Raw genomic sequence first — 18,808 nt, 5'->3', positions numbered from 1 at the left:
CCTCTCCCCTAGTCAAAGCTGATAAGGTAGATTGTTGCATCGGAAAGGGGCGATGCAACACTCATTTGGACAATTCGAACTGGATGAAGCTGCCCGCAAACTGTCGCTAAGCGGCGTTGGGCAGAAAATCCAGCCGCTCGTCTTTGACCTGCTGGTGTACTTGGTGCGCAACGCCGGCAGGGTGGTCCCCAAGGACGAATTGATGGACGCTCTTTGGCCGGATGTCATCGTGACGGAAGCATCACTTCAGCGCGTGGTCAGCCTCACTCGAAAGGCGCTGGCAGCCGGTGGCCTGCAAGACGCGATACACAGCTACGTTCGCCACGGCTATCGCTTCGCCATCGATGAACCGGGGCTGGGCTATGTCCGGCCTGCCTCGTTGCAAGGGGACGACATGCTTGCCGAGGCCCGCAGGCTGGCAGCCCTGCGCGACTGGAGCGCGGCTGCAAAACTTTTCGCGCATTTGGCGGACAATGAAGATCTCTCTCCTGCTGATGTCGATCTCTGGGCTCTGGTCGTCGAATGTGGTGGGCGACCTACCTCGGCGATCCCTGTGCTGGCCCGCGCGGTGGCGGCTCACGTCGAGGCCGGCGACTTGGCCCGCGCCGCCAGATCCGCTGTCACGCTCGCAAAGATCCAGGCCGAGCGCGGATCAGGGGCCGTTGCAGAGGGATGGCTGGAGCGTGCTGCGTCGCTTCTGTCCCAGTCGCCGGACGATGCTACGCAAGCATATCTGCTGTGGATGAGGTCGCGCCTGGCATCCTCGGGCGGCCGTCCCGAGGAAGCGCTGCAGCTGGCGTCAGCCGCTTACGCGATAGCTGAAAATTGCGACGATCCCGGCCTGCGAGCTCTGACTTTGACATACAAGGGGTTTTTCAACCTCGCCCTCGGCAAGATCGAGGAGGGCAGCGAGCAGCAAAACCATGCGGCGGCGATCGCGTTGTCGAGCCAGGTCGACCCGATCACCGGTAGTCTGGTTTACTGCAATATACTCTGGAGCTGCAGGACGTACGCCGATTGGCCCCGTGCTCGCCAGTGGAGCGAAGGTTTTGAAAGCTGGTGCACCGCAAGTTTCGCGCAGACCTCGGGCGCGTGTGACCTTCACCGCGCCGAAGTGGTCGCGGCGCAGCAGATATTGCCTGAAGCCCTGACCTGCATAAACGAAGCGCTTCCCAAACTCTCCGCGGAGGAATCCTGGTCGCTCGGCGAAGGCTTCCGCGTTCGCGGCGATATCTTCGCCATGATCGGCGAGCTCACATCGGCGCGCGCCGACTACGACCAGGCTTATGCACTGGGCTGGGACGCGGAACCGGGCAATGCCGTGCTTTTGTTCGAAACAGGCGATCTGGACGGGGCGCTTGCCGCGCTCGATCGGGCTCTGCAAGGGATGTCATGGTTCCATCTGCAGCGGCGCGGAAACCTGCTGGTGAACGCAGCCTGCATAGCGGCGCGCGGTGGGCGCTCTGCCCAGGCGTCAATCTATCTCCACGAAATCGATGCGCAGCCAGAGCGCTGGCGGCAACCGGCAACGCAGGCCTTGATAGCCGAAACCAAAGCAGCCCTTTGCGAGCCAGGCGACCCGAACGGCAATCGGCTTCTACTGTTGGCCCGGCAGCTTTGGACCAGCGCAGGCGTCGAATATCACGCGGCAAGGGTTCGGCTGCAGCTCGCCAGCGCCTTGTTGAGATCGGGTGACGTCAGCGGAGCGAAAGTAGAGATCACCGCGGCAGAGAGATCGGCCCGCCATCTGGGATCTCGGCGCCTGGAAGAGGAAGCTGCAACGCTTCGCCACAGCTTTTCGCGCGAGAGCCAGCCGCCCGGCGATGGCTCCATGCAAGAACTCATCCTCTGATCCTGCCTGCCTCCTGATCGAGCTTATCGGCGGTGGCAGCGAAAGATCAGCCAGAGATCAGGTCCCGATAAGGACGATCAGTCCCCCTCGAAGGTAATTTTTCCCCAGCCAGGCAGACACGCCTGGCAATCAGCAGCGCCGGCGAAAGGCTGGCGCGAAATCGAAAGGGAAAGATCATGAACCTGTTTGTTATCCGCCGCCCGAGCGCGTGGGCATCCCTGCAGGAACTCGAAGCCGCAGGCGCGAAATCGGCAAAGGTCGCCAAGGAACAGATGGCGGGCACGGTCAGCTGGATCCGCAGCTATGTCGTGCACGAGCCCGACGGGCGCATCGGCACCTTCTGCATCTACGAGGCCAAGGACGGCGAGGCCATCCGGGATCACGCCAAGCGCGTCGGCATGCCCGGTGAGGAATTCTATCCCGTCGTCGACACGGTCATCCTTCGCAATGATCCGATGACGGCGGCGGCCTGACGACCTCCAGTCGCTGCCTCGCGTGAACAAAGCGGGGCAGCGTCATTCAACCAGCAAACACTAACAGCACGGCGCTTGGGGCGGCATGCCGCCTTCCATGCGCTGCGATTCCCACGAATGGAGAAAGCAATGTTTCACTACCTGAAGCGCGTTTCGATCGGGCTGAGAGTACGCAGGGCCGAGAGGGCTTTGCAGGAGCTGCCCGACCACATCCTGAAGGACATAGGCATTCGCCGCGGCGCGATCGCCTTTGCCGTTCGGGAACACTTCAAGGACCGTCTCGTCTGAGTGCCCAGCATCCATTGGAACCAGGGACATGGACCTTCTGATAAACATGGCGAACATCCTGTATGTGATCGCCTACTTCACGCTGGACATTTTGCGGCTGAGGATTCTCACCACGGCGGCCGCAATCTGCCTTGCCGTGTATTTCTATAGCCAGCCGCCGCCGCTCATGAACGTCGTCGGCTGGAACGTTTTCTTTGTGCTTCTGAATCTGGTCCAGATCGGCCGCATTTTGAAGTCTCGCTTTGGTCGAAGCAAAGCTTGATGACCTGCTCGGCGCGAGCCTGAAGTGTTCGCTTTTGGCCGAAAGAACAGCTGAATATTGCACGGTATAGGCGCGTTGCAGTTCGCGGACTTACCTGGACAGTGAAGTGGCTTTGGTCGGACCTCGATCGCCTCGGCTGACCAGCGCCGGGCGCGGTATTGGCCGTGCCTGTGCGTTGGCCCGCAGCCTGCCCGCCGCAAACTTTTCGCCGATCATGACGCCACAATCCGGTTGTTGCAGTGTTGTTGCAGTATTGCAACGGGAACTGCTGTTAATCTCGGTCGAAAAATCAGGTTGCATGTTCAAAGGTTGACAGTTCGGCAATTGGCCGAGACTGATGTCGCCTGATGCATTTCGGTGTGGGATGGCGTGTCCATGAAACTGAACCTGATGGCCAGCGTGTCGACGTTAGCACTGGCGCTCGGCTGGACCTCTGCTGCACATGCTGCCGAGGCCGTCGAAATCCCCGCTGCCCAGGACCTTTGGTATGTCACGCTGTTCGGCGGCGCGAGCTTTCCCAGTGAGGTAAAGACCCACGCGGACTACTACAACAATGACTTCTCCATGGACTTCAAGACCGGCTTCATCGTCGGCGCGGCCGTCGGCAAACGGTTCAATGACGTATTTCGCGTCGAAGGTGAACTGTCCTATGCTCGCTACAAGGCGAGCACGTATTCCGAGGGTCCTTTTTCGGGGTACCCGGCCTCGGGTAATTTGTCAGCTACATATCTGCTTGCCAACGTCTGGGCCGACGTTGCTCATTTCGGGAAGGCCACGGTCTACGCTGGCGGCGGCCTCGGCGCCGCCTACGTAACCGCCGACACCCATTGGGACGGGCACTTGTATGGGTACGGGTCGGGCGGGTGGGGCTTCGCCGGTCAATTGGGAGCCGGCGTCAACTACGCGCTGGCGCAGAATATCGACATCGACTTTGGCTACCGGTTCAAGGCTGTCTCCAGTGTCGACTTCGATTCCAGTCGCGAAGGCGACGCCGTTTTTTCAAACGGCAAGCTGAATTCCCAAAACCTTCAGCTTGGCGTGACGTTCAAATTCTGATTGGTTGCAACTCGATCCGGCTGACTGTCGTCGGCTGTCCGGCAACCAGGAGTTAACGATCCCGTTGTCGCTGCTCCAGCAACCCGTGGCACCATAGCTATGGCCCAGAACTTGCACCCCACCACGGGGAAATCTGCTCTGGAGACCTTACAGCGCGGTATCGACTTTCAACGGCGAAATCTCTTCCGTGAAGCAGAGTTTTGCTACCAGACTGTCCTGCGCCAGCAACCCGACAATGCCATGGCGCTTAACCTGATGGGTACACTGGCAATCGAAGCGCATCGAAACGATGTGGCCGTTAGCTACATGAAACGAGCAGTCAAACTCGATCCCAACAACGCTATTTTCCGAAATAATCTTGGTAATGTCTATAATCTTGTCGGAAATGTCGATCTGGCGCGCAAGCATCTGAGAAAAGCGATCGATCTTGACGGCAGGCTGATCGAGGCTATGTGCAACCTTGGCCGGTCCTATAGGACCGAACTTGCGGGCGAGATTGCCGAGGGTTTCTATCGCAGGGCGCTCGAGGTCGACGGCCAGTCGCTCACTGCCCTTGTCGGCATGGGCGACCTTCTCACGGATATGGGCAGACAAGCCGAAGCGGTTGGATATTTTGAGCGTGCCATTGCCCTCGACCAGCGGAATGTCGAGGCACTGGCCGGGCTGGCGCTCGCACGACGGGCGATAAAGGGCGATCCCGCCGTGGCGTTGGTGCAGGCCCGCCTCGAGCTGCCGACGACCACCGATCGTGATCGGGTGATCCTCCACCATGCCGCAGGAAAGATGCTTAACGACCAACACGAGTATCTGCCTGCGATCCGCCATTTCACCAAGGCAAAGGCCATTTCCGGCAACGACTTCGATATTGACCTGCACACGAGGCTTTACGACAGCTTCATCCACACTTTCGACGCTGGTTTTTTTGAAGCTCGTCAAGGATTTGGCAATCCGTCCGACCGACCTGTCTTCATCGTTGGCATGCCACGTTCGGGAACGACGCTGACCGAGCAGATATGCGCCAGCCATCGGGGTATCTATGGCGCCGGCGAACTGCCGATTATCCGTCTGTTGGCTGCAGAACTTGGGTTCGATCAGCTTGATCCTACGATCTTCACCATGGCCATGGAGGCACTCACTCCGCAGAAAGCCAAAGACCTCGGTTCGAAATATCTCGGCTATCTCAAGAAGCGCAACGACAAAGCGATCCGCGTCATCGACAAGATGCCGCATAATTTCGAACTATTGGCTTTCATCAGCCTTGTTTTGCCAAACGCGCGTGTCGTCCATTGCATGCGCGACCCGATGGACAATTGCACATCCTGCTTCATGCACAATTTTTCGGATGCGCATGGCTACAATGCCGACCTCGCCAAACTTGGCCAGTATTATCGGCAATATGATCGCCTGATGAATCATTGGGCAAAGGTCCTGCCAATTGCTATCCATGGCATGCAATACGAACGAACCGTGGCTGATCTCGAAACCCAGGCTCGCGGATTGATCGCTTTCCTCGGCGTGGAGTGGGACGCCGCCTGTCTGCAATTTCACGAAACTGAACGCACAGTCCGAACGCCGAGCCGCTGGCAGGTGCGCCAGCCGATCTATTCAACCTCTGTCGAGCGTTGGAAGCTATATGGCGATGCCCTTGACCCGTTGCGGGCCGCGCTGGGGCCGCTCGCCCAAGTCTGAGATCGCGTTGAACACGTCCGGGGCAGTGGCTGCTCACGCCATGGCGCTCGAGGCTAAATTGGCCATGCCTTCGCCAAAGGAAACGAGCGGTTAGCGCATCGGGGCCGTAAAAGCCCCGATGCTCACGCTCTTAAATGCATTCAGTTGCCGTCCGACGACATCGCACCGAGCAATCTGCGAATATCGCCGAACCGGGCGATCGAGCCGAACACCAGCGCCGCCACCGCGACGAAGAACACCGACACCGCGGCCATGGTCGGCGTGTAGCCGTAGCGCAGGGCGTTGAAGATCTTGATCGGCAGCGTCTCGGTGGTGAAGCCGATGGTCATATAGGCGACGATGTATTCGTTGAGCGACAGCACGAAGGCGAAGGCGTAGCCCGAAACGAGGTAGGGCAGGATCAGCGGCAGCACCACCGTCTTCAGCACGGTGCGGTCGTCGGCGCCCATGGTGGCGGCAGCCTCGACCAGCGAGCGGTCGATCGAGGCAAAGCCCAGCGACAACGTCACCAGCGGCAGCGTCACGAAGAAGATGGCGTGGCTGATGATGGCGGTGAAGAACTGGCCGAACAGCCCGACCGTCGCCCAGAAGGAGAGAAAGCCGAGCGCGGTGATGACCGGCGGCAGGATGAAAGGGGCAAGCCCCAGCACCTGGAAAATGTTTGCCCATGGCGCGATGCGCCGCCACAGGAACCAGGCCAGTGGCAGCGCGACCGCAACGGCAATCGCCGCCGAACAAACGGCGAGCGTCACCGAATGGATCAGCGCCAGCCGCCATTCCGGATCGGTGAAGATCTGGGCGTACCAGGCCAGCGAGAAACCAACCGGTGGGAAGGTGAGCTCCTGGCGTGAGTTGATCGACACGCCCGCGACCACGATCAGCGGCGCGGCCAGGAACAGCGCGACGATAGTGAAATAGACACGGCGCAAAACGGTCGCGGTCATAGGGCGTTCTCCCGGCGTCCGACGAGAAGGGTCAGTCCGACCAGCGCCAGTGAGATCAACACCAGGAACACTGCCATCGCGGCTGCGAACGGCATGTTGGACTGGTAGATCGCCTGGTCGGTGATCAGCACCGACAGTGTCCAGTGTTGCGGCCGCCCGAGGATCTGCGGCAAAAGATACGAGCCGAGTGCGAAGACGAACACCATGATCAGCGTCGCCACGATGGTGTTGCGCAGCGCCGGCGCGACGACGTTGAAGAAAGCCCGGATAGGCGAGGCGCCGAGCGTGCGCGCAGCCTCCAGCAAAGTCGGGTCGAGGCGCACCAGAGCGGGGTACAGCACCAGGATGGTGTAAGGCAGCGCCTGGTAGACCATGCCGGTCAGCACCGCGCCGAAGGTCGGCAGCAGCGCCACCGGCTTGTCCATCAGCCCGATCGCCACGAACAGATTGGTGATGCCTGCCGTGCGCGAAAACAGCGTCGACCAGGCAAAGCCGATAATGACTTCCGACAGCGACAGCACCGACAACAGGCCGACCAGCCACAGCGTCTGTGCGCGGCGCGGCCGTCGGGTCAGGAGATAGGTGAAGGGGAAAGCGATGCAGACGCAGCAGACCGCGACCAGCACCGCCAGCATCAGCGAGAAGCCGAGCACTCCGCCGAAGAACACCGACAGGAAGCGGGCGTAATTGTCGAGCACGAAATCCGGCGTGTAGAAGCCGGACGGGTTGCGCTTGAAGAAACTCACCGCGATCATCGTCGAGAACGGCACGACGAAGAAGACGATCAGCATCAGCGCCGGAAAGAACAGCGGCGTGTAGTCGGCTACCGACTTCGGAGCTTCGCGTCTCATGCGCCGAGCACCACGCAGCTCGCAGGCGGCAGCGTGACGCCGACCTTGGCGCCGACTGGCACGTCATGGCGCTCGCGCGGCGTCGTGACCGCAATAATGCTGGTGCCGCCGACGTCGACGAAGGTCTCGATCGTGCCGCCGAGGTCGCGCACGAAACTCACTTCGCCGGTGATGGCCGAGCCGCCGGGGCTGCCCAGATGCACATCCTCGGGACGGACCGAGACGGACGCTTTTGTCTGACCCGCCGGCATGGCCAGGCCGGGAATGGCTGTACCCAAAATGGTGGTGCGGCCGGTGCTGTCGATCTCGGCCGGCAACAGATTGGTGATGCCGATGAAATCGGCGACGAAGGCGTCGGCCGGTTTGCGGTAGATCTCGATCGGTGGCGCCGCCTGCAGGATCTTGCCATGGCCCATGACGACGACGAGGTCGGCCATGGTCATGGCTTCGCGCTGGTCGTGGGTGACGACGATGGTGGTGATGCCGAGCCGCTGCTGCAGCTGGCGCAATTCTACCTGCATGGCCTCGCGCAATTTGGCGTCGAGCGCCGACAGCGGCTCGTCAAGCAGGAACAGTTTTGGCGACAAGGCGAGTGCCCGGGCAATCGCGACGCGCTGACGCTGGCCGCCCGACAGTTTGGCCACCGGACGGTCGGCAAAGCCGGTCAGGTGGATCAAGCTCAGCAATTCGTCGACGCGCTTCTTCTGCTCCTCCTTGGAGGCGCCGCGAATGCGCAGCGCATAGGCGATGTTGTCGCCGACGGAGAGATGCGGAAACAGCGCCAGCGACTGGAACACCATGCCGAGATTGCGCTTGTGCGTCGGCAGCGGCGTGATGTCCTCGCCGTCGAGGACGATGGCGCCGCTGGTCGGTTCCTCCAATCCGGCAATCATGCGCAGCAGCGTGGTCTTGCCGCAGCCCGATGGGCCGAGCAGGCACACGAACGTGCCGTGTGGCACGTTGAGCTGGACATTGTCGACGGCGGCGAAATTGCCGAATTTTTTGGTGATGCTGTTGATGTCTAGTCCGGACATGCTCATCCCTCTCAGGCTGTGCGCTTCAAGGCCGCCGAAAGAAATCCGGCGGCCGATCAGTTTTCAAGCGGATCGAACGGCTCAGCCGACGATCAACTCGGTCCACTTCTGGTTGATCCAGTCGGCCTTCGACGTGTAGAGGTCGTAGCGCGGGATGATCGGATCGATATCCGACGATACCGCGGCGAACTCTTCCGGCTTGAGGTCGAGTACCTCTTTCTTGAGCGTCGGCGTGGTGCCGACCTTGCGCGACATCACGCCCTGCATCGAAGGCTGGCTCATATAGTCGATGAAGGCATGTGCCTCGTCGACCTTGGTCGAGGCGCGCGACAGCACCCAGTTGCCGGAATCCTGGATGCCGCCTTCCTTCGGGAAGGTCGAGCGGACATGGAAGCCGTCGGCGACCGCGAGCCCGGTGACGTCGTGATAATACTGGCCCATCGGGATTTCGCCCGACTTCAGCGCCTGCTCGAACTGCGCCTCGTCACGATACCAGAGGCGAACGTTCGGCTTGACCTCGGCGAGCTTTTCGAACGCCTTGTTCAGTCCCTCTTCGGTGTCGAGCGCATTGGTGCCGCCCATGAAGGTCTTGGCCGTCACTTCGAGCAGGAACGAGTTGGAGGCAAGCGCCAGTAGGCCGAGCTTATCCTCGTTGGCCTTGTCCCAAAGGGCTGCCCACGATGTCGGCGCATCCTTGTAGACGTCGGTGTTGGTAACAAGCGTGATCCACCAGGCGACGGCGCCGATACCGGCGACGCGGCCGTCCGGATATTTGTTGATGAAGCGCGGCAACAGGTCGCCATAGTGCTTGAACTTCGACGTATCGAGCGGTGTCCACAATTCGGTCGACTGGCCCTTCAGCGTCGAGGTCTGTGACATCATCGAAAGGTCGGCCGGCGCCTGGCCGGCCTTGGCCGCCTGCTCCAGCTGCACCAGCCAGGCTTCGCCGGTCGGCTCGGCGACCGATTCCACCGCAATGCCGGTGGCCTTGGTGAAGTCGGGGAAGACGTGCTCGTCGAAGGATTTCTTGAAATAGCCGCCATAGACGCCGACTTTCAGCGACTTGTCCTGCGCGCGCAGGATCGACGGCATGGCGAGCACGCCTGATATGGCGAGGCCGGCGCCAAGCACGCCGCGCCGTGTCAGGGATTTTCCGATCAGTCTGTTCATCCGATTTCTCCTCAGTTGATGCCGTTCTTTTCCGGCAGGTTCCCTTCACACACTGTCGCCGCCTGGCGTCAGTGGGCCGCCGCTCGTTGTTCGAGCGTACGGGCGTATTGCGTCAGTGGAAAGCACATGACGAAGAAGATCAGCGCCACCAACCCGTAGACCTTGAACGGCTCGAAGGTGGCATTGTTGATGGCGTTCGAGGTCCTGACCAGCTCCTCGAAGCCGATGATCGAGGTCAGAGCCGTCGATTTGATCAATTGCACCAGGAAGCCGACGATCGGCGCCCTTGTGATCGAAAACGCCTGCGGCAGGATGATGAGCCTGAGCTCCTGCAGGCGGTGCAGGCCAAGGCTGGCGCCGGCGTCCCATTGCCCGCGCGGCAGCGCATCGACGCCGCTGCGCCAGATCTCGGCGAGATAGGCGCTGGCAAAGAAAGTCAGGCCGAGCACGGCGGCCGTCCACGGCTCGATGCGCAGGCCCAGCATCGGCAAGCCGAAAAACATCAGGAACAGTTGCATCAACAGCGGGGTGCCCTGGAACAGGGCGATGTAGCCGGAACCGATGCGCCGGCTCCATTTATTCTCAGCGATGCGGAAGAACAGCACGATCAGGCCGACAACAGCGCCGCCGACGAAGGCGGCCAGCGACAGAAGCACCGTCCAGCGGGCGGCGAGCAGCAGATTGCGAACGATGTCCCAGAAGGTGAATTCGATCATGACACGCCGGCTCCCAGAACGCGGCGCCCGCCTGTGACCAGCAGCCGGCGCAAGGCCATCGACATCAAGAGATAGACCAGCGTCACGACGAAATAGGTCTCAAAGGAACGGAAAGTGCGCGCCTGCAGCATGTCGGCCTCATAGGTCAGTTCGCGCACGGCGATCTGCGACACCACGGCGGATTCCAGCATCATGATGACGATCTGGCTGGTCAGTGCCGGATAGATCACCTTCAGCGCTTGCGGCAGCACGATCTTGATGAACACCTGGCGTGGCCTCAAGCCCAGCGAAAGGGCGGCTTCCGTCTGTCCGCCGGGTACGGCATCGAGGCCGGCGCCGACGATTTCAATCGTGTAGGCCGCCATGTTGAGCGTCATCGCCAGCATGGCGGCCAGGATCGGATCGAGCCTTATGCCGAGGCTGGGCAGGCCGAAGAAGATGAAGAACAGCTGCACCAGGAACGGCGTGTTGCGCATCACCTCGACATAGACCGCGATCGCCCGCTTCAGGACTACCGGGCCGTTGCGCCGGCCGGCGGCGCCCAGGATGCTGAGCAGCGTGCCCACGAGCGTGGTCACGACGATCAACAGGATCGTCGTGAGCGCACCGCGCGTGATATCGCCCAGAGCACCTGGGAGCCAGGCAAAGGCCACGGGAACTCAATCCTTGAGGTTGTCAGGATTGAGCGGCGTCTTCAGCCAGGCTTTCGAGCTCTCGTCGAGCTTGCCGTCGGCCAGCATCTTGGCGACGGCGTCATTGACCGCCGTCTTCAGCCGGTCCTCATGCTTGTTGAGGCCGATATGCGAGGGCGAGGTCAAAAGCTGGAACTTCTGCTCCGGCTTCAGCGCGTCCTGCTTGGCCAGCACCTGGGCGCCGACATCGTTGCCCACCACCATCAGCTGGGTCTGGCCGGAGATGAAGGCCTGGATGACGGAGTTGTAATTGTCGAAGCGCTTGATGTCGGCGGAAGCCGGTGCAGCTTCGGTCAGCGACGTATCTTCCAGCGTGCCGCGATTGACGGCGATCGACTTGTCGGCGAGGTCTTCCTTGCCTTTGACGGAGAGCGCGGCCGGGCCGATGACGGCGATGTAGTAGGGCGCGTAGGCGGCGGCGAAATCGATCACCTCCTCGCGCTCCTTGGAATAGCCGACGCTCATCAGGATGTCGACGCGCTTGTCGGTGAGATAGGGGATGCGGTTCTGGCCGGTGACGCTGACCAGATTGAGCTTCACCTTCAAGGAGTCGGCGATCGCCTGGGCCACGTCGACGTCATAGCCCTTGATGCTCATATCGGCACTCGCCGAGGAGAAGGGCGGGAAGTCGGAGAAGATGCCGACATTGATGGCGCCGGCCTTGGTGATGTCGTCGACGGCGTCGGCATTGGCCTGAGAGGCGAAGCCGAGGCCGGCGAGCATCAGCGCGGCTGCGACGGTTGATTTCATGTGAAGATTCATTGTGGTTCCCTTCTGGAAGCTTGTTTGTTTGAAACGGCCGCCGGCTCCAGCGCGGCGGCCGCCTTTGCATGTGAAGTCCGTCAGGCCCCCTTGCTCGTAATGGCCGGGCTGAACACCATCAGACTCAGGATCTCGAACAGGACCTGCGCGCCGACATGGGCGGTGTTGGTCGTCGCGTCATATTGCGGCGCCACCTCGACGACGTCGCCGCCGACAATGTTGAGGCCTTTCAGGCCGCGCAGCAGTTCGAGCACTTCGCGCGTCGTCAGGCCGCCGATCTCAGGTGTGCCGGTGCCCGGCGCGAAGGCCGGATCGACGCTGTCGACGTCGAAGGAGATGTAGGTCGGGCCGTCGCCGACAATCTTGCGCGCCTTCTCGATGATGGCGGGGATGCCGAGTCCGGTCACCTCTTCGGCGTGCACGACCGTCATGCCGGATTCGTAGGTGAACTCCCACAGATATTCGGCCGAGCCGCGGATGCCGATCTGGATGGTGCGGGTCGGGTCGAGTACGCCGTCCAGCACCGCGTTGCGGAAGGGTCCGCCATGGTGGAACTTGGTCATGTCGAACAGCCCGCTGGTGTCGCAATGGGCGTCGATATGGATCATGCCGACCGGCGCCTTTTTGCCGACCGCCTTCAGGATCGGATGGCTGATCGAATGGTCGCCGCCAACGGAAAGAGGCAGCACGCCGGCATCGACGATCTGGTTGGTGCGGCGCTCGATATCCTCATGGCTGATCTCCAGCCGGTAGCGGCTGCGGAATGGGGTGTCGCCGATGTCGGCGACGCGCAGCTCATGCGTCGGCGCGCACTCCAGCACATGGTTGTAGGGGCCGATGCGCTCGATGGCGCGCAGCGCCCTGGGCCCGAAGCGCGAGCCTGGCCGGTTGGTAACGCCGAGATCCATCGGCACGCCGATGATCGCCACCTGCAAATCGCCGAAATCCGGATTGTCGGCCGCGACTTCGCGATAGGGCGCGGCGAGGAAGGTCGGGATGCCGGAATACGGCGCCAGCCTGGTGCCGCTCTTGGAGAAGATCTTGTCGGCGACCTTGCGGAATTTCGGGTCGAACATCTCACCGCCATGGCTTTCGCCATATTTGCGGCGCAACGCGTCGAGCTTGCCGCGATCATAACCCATGTCGGTCTCCTCCTGCCGGGCTGGTGCATGCGGCCGTGGCGACATCTTGCGAACTGACCGTCATCCGGCCGGGTCGCTGTCCCGCTGGCTGCCTGCAGATTTCACGTCATTGATGCTGTTGACCTGCCAAAGTGTCCGGCAGCCGCATTGAAAAATCAATTGATATTGTTACGGTGCTGATTGTGAGAAAATCTCACAGAGTATCCGGTTGCCCATGGCCAAGCGTCTGCCGCCCCTAAATCCCCTGCGCGCCTTCGAAGCGACGGCGCGCCACGCCTCGCTGACCAAGGCGGCGAGTGAGCTGAACGTCACCCATGGCGCCATCAGCCACCAGATCAAGGCGCTCGAGCAGTCGCTGGGCGTAAAACTGTTCGAGCGCACCGGGCAGCGGGTCAAGCTCACACCGCACGGCGCGGAGCTGTTGCCGGCGGTGTCGACCGCCTTCGACGGCATCGCCGCCGCTACCCAGCGCATGACCAGGCCGGCCAGTGCCGGCACGCTGTCGGTCTCCTGCGTCCCGGCGCTGCTGCTTTTGTGGATGACGCCGCGGCTGGGCAGCTTCATGGCGCAATATCCCGACATCAGGCTGACGCTGATCCCGTCCAACGATCCCAAGGACATCCGCGCGCCGCAGGTCGACGTCTGCGTGCTCTATGGCGACGGCAGCTGGACCGACTGCTGGATGCGCAAATGGTCGGGCCTCGAACTGTTCCCGGTGGTCAGCCCAACGCTGATCAACAATCGGCCGATCCGCACCTGCCGGGATCTCGCCGACCATGTCATCCTGCATGGCGATGACGGTCGCGAGTGGCACACCTGGCTGGCGGCCGCCGACGGGCTGGATCTTGAGCGCGGCCGTCGCCACCATCTCGGCGATGCGCGCACGGCGATCGAAGCCGCGGTGCATGGCCATGGCGTGGCGCTCGGCGATTCCGTCACCGCCAGCATGTTGCTCGCCAGGGGCCTGCTGGTGGCGCCGTTCAGCCTGTCGGTGCCGGCGGTCGACGATTTCTATGTCGTCTGCCGCAACGAGATGCGCTCGGCGCCGATCGTGCAGCTGTTCGTCGACTGGCTGTTTGCCGAGAAGGAACAGGCCGACAGCCGCGCCGACGCCCCGGTGGCCGGCCGCATCGGCATCCGCCGGAAGCGACCGGCGCTGCGTGTGGTCGGCGCCAAGAGCTGAGGCTGGACCGGAGCGGCTCCTTTTTGTCGGGCCAGTTGGGAAAGCGGGCAGCGCTTTCAAAAATTCAATGCTAATAAGCTCTTGCCAAGCAATTCCAGGAAAAGTGTGCGGCGGTTTTCCGTCCGGAATTGCGTAAGACAGACGTGAGCAGCGAAGGCGACGGCAGAACATGGCAAGAACCGACATAGCGCGGCGCGTCTACAACCACACTTGGAAGCTGGACCCGATCGTCCGCAGCCTGCTCGACACCGATTTCTACAAGCTTCTGATGCTGCAGATGATCTGGGGCATGTACCCCAAGGTCGACACCACCTTCTCGCTGATCAACCGCACCACATCGGTGCGCCTCGCCGACGAGATCGACGAAGGCGAGTTGCGCGACCAGCTCGACCATGCCCGCACGCTGCGCTTCTCCAAGAAGGAGATGATCTGGCTCGGCGGTAACAATTTCTATGGCCGCAAGCAGATTTTCGAGCCTGAATTCCTCGCCTGGCTGGAAGGTTTCCGGCTACCCGACTATGAGCTCTCCAGGCGCGACGGCCAGTATGAGCTCTCCTTCAGCGGCCCCTGGATGTACACCACGCTGTGGGAAATCCCGGCGCTGGCCATCATCAATGAACTCCGCTCCCGTGCGGCCATGCGTGCCTTCGGCCCCTTCGCGCTCGACGTGCTCTATGCCCGCGCCAAGGCCAAGATGTGGGCCAAGACCGAGCGCCTGAAGGCGCTGCCCGGCATCCGCATTTCCGACTTCGGCACCCGCCGCCGCCACTCGTTCCTGTGGCAGCGCTGGTGCGTCGAGGCGCTCAAGGAAGGCATTGGCGAAGCCTTCACCGGTACCTCCAACGTGCTGCTCGCGATGGACAACGACCTCGAGGCGCTGGGCACCAACGCGCATGAACTGCCGATGGTGTTTGCAGCCCTTGCCGATACGGAAAAGGAACTGAAGCAGTCGCCCTACAAGGTGCTGCAGGACTGGCAGCGCTATTATGGCGGCAACCTGCTGATCGTATTGCCCGATGCCTTCGGTACGGCATCCTTCCTGCGCGATGCGCCGGATTGGGTCGCCGACTGGACCGGCTTTCGCCCCGACAGCGCGCCGCCGATCGAAGGCGGCGAAAAAATCATCGACTGGTGGCGCGAGAAGGGCAAGGACCCCAGGCAGAAGCTGCTCATCTTCTCCGACGGGCTCGAAGTCGAGACCATCGAGGAGACCTATCATCACTTCAAGGGCAAGGTGCGCATGTCCTTCGGCTGGGGCACCAACCTCACCAACGACTTCGAAGGCTGCGCGCCGACCGAGACCAACAGCCTCGATGCCATATCGCTGGTCTGCAAGGTGACGGAGGCCAATGGCCGCCCGGCGGTGAAGCTGTCGGACAATCCGGCCAAGGCGACCGGGGACAAGAAAGAGATCGAGCGCTATCTCCGGATTTTTGGGGCCAAGGACCGCGTGGAGCAACTGGTCAAGGTTTGAGGGCGTGCATCGCGGGTGAGGCGGCAAAGGTTGGATAGGCTGAGTTCCTTCGCGCCCCCCTCTGTCCTGCCGGACATCTCCCCCACGAGTGGGGAGATTATCTTGTCATCTCCGCTTTCGCCAATCTCGAACGCTGCAAGGGAAGCGCCGGCAGAGAAACTGCTGATCTCCCCCCATGTGGGGGAGATGTCCGGCAGGACAGAGGGGGGCGCCGTAGAGCGCCTTCGCCGCAGGTCAGCGCTTCTCGCTCCCATCCTGACCCTCCTCCCCACCCCAGCCTTCGCGCACGCCTCCGACCGGGGCCACGTCCTGCTCCTCCCCACCGGCTATTACATCGCCGGCGGTGCACTTGCCGTCGCCGTCAGCTTCCTCGTCTTGGCCCTTTTGCCACCCGACGCACTCGACCGTTTCTGGCGTCGCCGCTTACGACTTTTCACATTCAGCGACGCCCCTCGCACAATCGTCAGCCTGTTCTCCTTTGCCGGCTTTGCAATTCTCATCGCAGCCGGCCTGTTCGGCAGCCGCGACCCACTCTCCAACCCGCTTCCCTCAACCATCTGGACCCTACTCTGGGTCGGCGTCGCCATCGCGCAAGGCCTGTTCGGCGATCTCTGGTCATGGCTGAACCCATGGTACGGCCCGTGGCGAATTGTGACCCGGCTGTTCGGCCTACGGGGCGATACGGCGCAGGAATCGCGTTTGCCTTCATGGCTCGGCTGCTTGCCGGCCGTCATCCTGTTCTTCGCCTTTGCCTGGTTCGAGCTGATCGACCCGGCGCCCGACGACCCGGCGCGGCTGGCTTACATCGCTGGCCTCTATTGGTTGTTCACCTTCATCGCCATGCTCGCCTTAGGCTATCCCAACTGGAGCCGGCGCGGCGAATTCCTGACGATCTTTTTTGCCATGGTGGCGCGCTTCGCCCTGCTTGAGCGCGACGAGGCGGGCCGGCTCAATCTTTGCTGGCCAGGCGCAAAACTACTCGGCGCCGCGCCACTGCCGGCCAGCGGCATCGCTTTCCTGCTGCTCAGCCTCTCGTCTGTCTCCTTCGACGGCCTGTCGAAAACCTTCTTCTGGCTCGGTCTGTTCGACATCAATCCGCTGGAGTATCCCGGCCGCACCGCGTTAATCGGCATCGGCAGCTTCGGACTTGTGCTCACCTTCGTCCTGTTGGCGGCGGCATTCATGCTGGCCGTCATCCTCGGCCAGCGTCTCTCGGGCAGCCGGCATGCGCTTGGCAAGGCGGCAGGCCTGCTCGTCTGGTCGATCGTGCCGATCGCACTCGCCTATCATGTCGCGCATTATCTGACGGCGCTGCTGGTCGACGGCCAGTATGCGGTGGCCTCTCTGTCCGACCCGTTTGCACTGGGCTGGAACCTGTTCGGCACCGCCGACATGCAGATCGAAGCCGGCATCGTCGCCGGCGCCGACTCCGCCTTGTGGCTGTGGAATGTGCAAGCTGGCATCATCATTGCCGGCCACATGCTGGCCGTGCTTGTGGCCCATGGTCTGGCCTGGCGGCTGCACCCGGTTCCATCACGCGCCGCACTCAGCCAGCTGCCGCTCACCGTGCTGATGATCGCCTACACGATCTTCGGCCTCTGGTTGCTTGCTACGCCGACAGCGGGATGAGAGAAGACGGTGGACATGCCAGCGCATGACCCCGAAAATCGGCTTCGATTTTCGGAAAGGATCATGCGCAAAACAAGAAATGCTCCAGCGTCCTTTGCGCGTCCTGATGGACGCGCGGCGCTGGATGCGGAAAGCCCGCTTGCCAGGTCGAAGCTTTGGTGATTTAGTTTGTATACATGCGATTTTCGTCCCTCCTGCAACGGAGTGACCTTGCCTCGTTACAGACAGTCAAAACTCAAAAACAGGGGAACTGCGGTGACTGACAAGAATGGGTTTTTCGATCTCTCCAAATCCACGCTCTCTCGCCGCACGGCGCTAAAAGGCCTCGCCGCTGGTGCCGGCCTGACGCTCGCGCCAGGCTTTGTCCGCTACAGCCAGGCGCAGAGCTCGGCGCCGGTCAAGATCGGCTTCCAGTCGCACCGCACCGGCATCGGCGCCGCCTATGGCCGCTGGTACGAGAAGACCAGTGCTGCCGCGGTCAAGGCGATCAACGACGCCGGTGGCATCAACGGCCGTCCGGTCGAACTCGTGATCGAGGATGACGGCACCGATCCCGGCCGCGGCGCCGAAGTGGTCGGCAAGTTCGCCACCCAACACAAGACCGACATCGTCTTCGGCACTTTGTTCTCGCATGTCGTCATCGGCTCGGCGCCGGCCGCCGGCGAAAACAAGATCCCCTATTTCGTCGTCAGCGAAGGCCACCATGTCGCCTCGACCAAGCTCAACCGCTACGTCTTCCAGCCCGGCATCACCGACGTGAAGAGCCAGATCCAGTCGATGGCGCCGTGGATCGCGGCCAATGCCGGCAAGAAGGTGACGCAGATCTTCCCCGATTTCGCCTTCGGCTACGACCATCGCGACTACCTGCCGCCGGCGCTGAAGGCGCAGGGCGCCGAGGTCATCGCCCAGATCGCCATCCCGCCGACGGAATCCTCCTTTACCAAGTATTTCCCGCAGATCCCGGCTGAAACCGAGGTGATCTACCACGTCATGGTCGGCCCGGCTGTGCTTACCTTCGTCAAGGAGCTCGGCGAGTTCTACGGCTCCAACCGGCCGCAGCTGTTCGGCTTCATCGATTCGCTCGAAGCCACCGATATCAACAGCCCCGGCCTCGAATTTTTGGACGGCAGCCATTTCTGGGAAGGCTCGCCACGCTATGCCCAGGCCAATGACTCGGCCGCGCAAAAAGCCTACCGCGCCGCCGTCGGCATCGACGACAACGGCGCTGCCGTCGGCGATCCCAAGGACGTCTCCACCGCGGCCCACATGTTCGGCTGCTGGGAAACGCTCTACGTCGTCAAGAAGGCGATGGAAGACGCCGGCTACAAGGGCCCGCAAGACCGCGCCAAGCTGGTCGAGGCGACCGAAGCGCTGACCGAATTCGCCGAGGGGCCGGAGCATCCGCAGGGGCCAAAGACCTTCAACGGCAAGATCCATCAGTGCTTCGGCATCCAGAACATCTCCAAGGTCGAGGGCGGCAGGCTGAATGTCGTCCACAAGACCAAGATCGAAGACGGGCTGTACGAGGCCGAGGGGGATTACACGACGCAGGCGCTGTAGGCTGCTCCAGCGAGCGTGAGCACCCAGCCAC

18 protein-coding genes are annotated in these 18,808 nt (G+C 62.0%); 10 read left to right on the top strand and 8 right to left on the bottom strand.

Annotation, left to right across the window (positions count from 1 at the left end):
* The first annotated feature begins 52 nt into the window (after positions 1-52).
* From AC04SG_RS17625 to AC04SG_RS17600, 6 genes are all read left to right on the top strand, one after another.
* Positions 53-1,852: a winged helix-turn-helix domain-containing protein gene (locus tag AC04SG_RS17625; RefSeq protein WP_488552072.1), complete on the top strand. Its 1,800-nt coding sequence runs from the start codon at positions 53-55 to the stop codon at positions 1,850-1,852.
* Between the two features lie 176 nt (positions 1,853-2,028).
* Positions 2,029-2,325, top strand: coding sequence for a nickel-binding protein (locus AC04SG_RS17620; RefSeq protein ID WP_488552071.1), 297 nt, complete (start codon positions 2,029-2,031; stop codon positions 2,323-2,325).
* A 129-nt stretch (positions 2,326-2,454) separates the two neighbouring features.
* A complete protein-coding gene (locus AC04SG_RS17615) occupies positions 2,455-2,613 on the top strand; it encodes a DUF1127 domain-containing protein (protein WP_488552070.1) in 159 nt (52 codons plus the stop codon).
* Positions 2,614-2,641: 28 nt separating this feature from the next.
* Positions 2,642-2,875, top strand: coding sequence for a hypothetical protein (locus AC04SG_RS17610; protein WP_488552069.1), 234 nt, complete (start codon positions 2,642-2,644; stop codon positions 2,873-2,875).
* Positions 2,876-3,250: 375 nt separating this feature from the next.
* Positions 3,251-3,931, top strand: a complete 681-nt coding sequence (locus tag AC04SG_RS17605; protein WP_488552068.1) for an outer membrane protein — start codon at positions 3,251-3,253, stop codon at positions 3,929-3,931.
* Positions 3,932-4,030: 99 nt separating this feature from the next.
* Positions 4,031-5,620: a tetratricopeptide repeat-containing sulfotransferase family protein gene (locus tag AC04SG_RS17600; RefSeq protein ID WP_488552067.1), complete on the top strand. Its 1,590-nt coding sequence runs from the start codon at positions 4,031-4,033 to the stop codon at positions 5,618-5,620.
* A 140-nt stretch (positions 5,621-5,760) separates the two neighbouring features.
* Here the strand turns inward: AC04SG_RS17600 and AC04SG_RS17595 are convergent, their stop codons facing one another.
* From AC04SG_RS17595 to speB, 8 genes are all read right to left on the bottom strand, one after another.
* The gene (locus tag AC04SG_RS17595; protein WP_488552066.1) at positions 5,761-6,564 is read right to left on the bottom strand and encodes an ABC transporter permease; all 804 of its coding nucleotides are present in this window, start codon (positions 6,562-6,564) and stop codon (positions 5,761-5,763) included.
* Positions 6,561-7,415 carry an ABC transporter permease gene (locus AC04SG_RS17590; protein WP_203277622.1) on the bottom strand — a complete coding sequence of 285 codons (855 nt, stop codon included), beginning with the start codon at positions 7,413-7,415 and terminating at the stop codon, positions 6,561-6,563. Before AC04SG_RS17590 ends, AC04SG_RS17595 begins: the two co-directional genes overlap by 4 nt.
* Positions 7,412-8,449: an ABC transporter ATP-binding protein gene (locus tag AC04SG_RS17585; protein WP_112563776.1), complete on the bottom strand. Its 1,038-nt coding sequence runs from the start codon at positions 8,447-8,449 to the stop codon at positions 7,412-7,414. Before AC04SG_RS17585 ends, AC04SG_RS17590 begins: the two co-directional genes overlap by 4 nt.
* Before the next feature lie 81 nt (positions 8,450-8,530).
* Positions 8,531-9,619 carry an ABC transporter substrate-binding protein gene (locus tag AC04SG_RS17580; RefSeq protein WP_488552065.1) on the bottom strand — a complete coding sequence of 363 codons (1,089 nt, stop codon included), beginning with the start codon at positions 9,617-9,619 and terminating at the stop codon, positions 8,531-8,533.
* A 68-nt stretch (positions 9,620-9,687) separates the two neighbouring features.
* Complete coding sequence (locus AC04SG_RS17575) at positions 9,688-10,335, bottom strand: amino acid ABC transporter permease (protein ID WP_488552064.1); 648 nt, start codon at positions 10,333-10,335, stop codon at positions 9,688-9,690.
* Positions 10,332-10,988, bottom strand: a complete 657-nt coding sequence (locus AC04SG_RS17570; RefSeq protein WP_488552063.1) for an amino acid ABC transporter permease — start codon at positions 10,986-10,988, stop codon at positions 10,332-10,334. Before AC04SG_RS17570 ends, AC04SG_RS17575 begins: the two co-directional genes overlap by 4 nt.
* Positions 10,989-10,994: 6 nt before the next feature.
* Positions 10,995-11,777, bottom strand: a complete 783-nt coding sequence (locus AC04SG_RS17565) for a transporter substrate-binding domain-containing protein (RefSeq protein ID WP_488552062.1) — start codon at positions 11,775-11,777, stop codon at positions 10,995-10,997.
* A 92-nt stretch (positions 11,778-11,869) separates the two neighbouring features.
* On the bottom strand, positions 11,870-12,931 hold the full coding sequence (speB, locus tag AC04SG_RS17560) for an agmatinase (protein WP_203277625.1): 1,062 nt from the start codon (positions 12,929-12,931) through the stop codon (positions 11,870-11,872).
* Positions 12,932-13,145: 214 nt separating this feature from the next.
* Between speB and gcvA the strand changes: the two genes are divergently transcribed.
* The 4 genes from gcvA to AC04SG_RS17540 all read left to right on the top strand — a co-directional run bounded on the left by gcvA (position 13,146) and on the right by AC04SG_RS17540 (position 18,777).
* Entirely contained in the window at positions 13,146-14,114 is a 969-nt protein-coding gene (gcvA, locus tag AC04SG_RS17555; RefSeq protein WP_203277626.1) for a transcriptional regulator GcvA, read from the top strand.
* 169 nt (positions 14,115-14,283) lie between these two features.
* On the top strand, positions 14,284-15,588 hold the full coding sequence (gene pncB, locus AC04SG_RS17550; RefSeq protein WP_488552061.1) for a nicotinate phosphoribosyltransferase: 1,305 nt from the start codon (positions 14,284-14,286) through the stop codon (positions 15,586-15,588).
* A gap of 186 nt (positions 15,589-15,774) precedes the next feature.
* Entirely contained in the window at positions 15,775-17,217 is a 1,443-nt protein-coding gene (locus AC04SG_RS17545; RefSeq protein ID WP_488552138.1) for a hypothetical protein, read from the top strand.
* 255 nt (positions 17,218-17,472) lie between these two features.
* Complete coding sequence (locus tag AC04SG_RS17540) at positions 17,473-18,777, top strand: ABC transporter substrate-binding protein (protein WP_488552060.1); 1,305 nt, start codon at positions 17,473-17,475, stop codon at positions 18,775-18,777.
* Positions 18,778-18,808 lie beyond the last annotated feature (31 nt).

The organism is Mesorhizobium sp. CNPSo 4684 (assembly GCF_057784315.1).
This window is presented reverse-complemented; position numbering and strand designations above follow the sequence as displayed.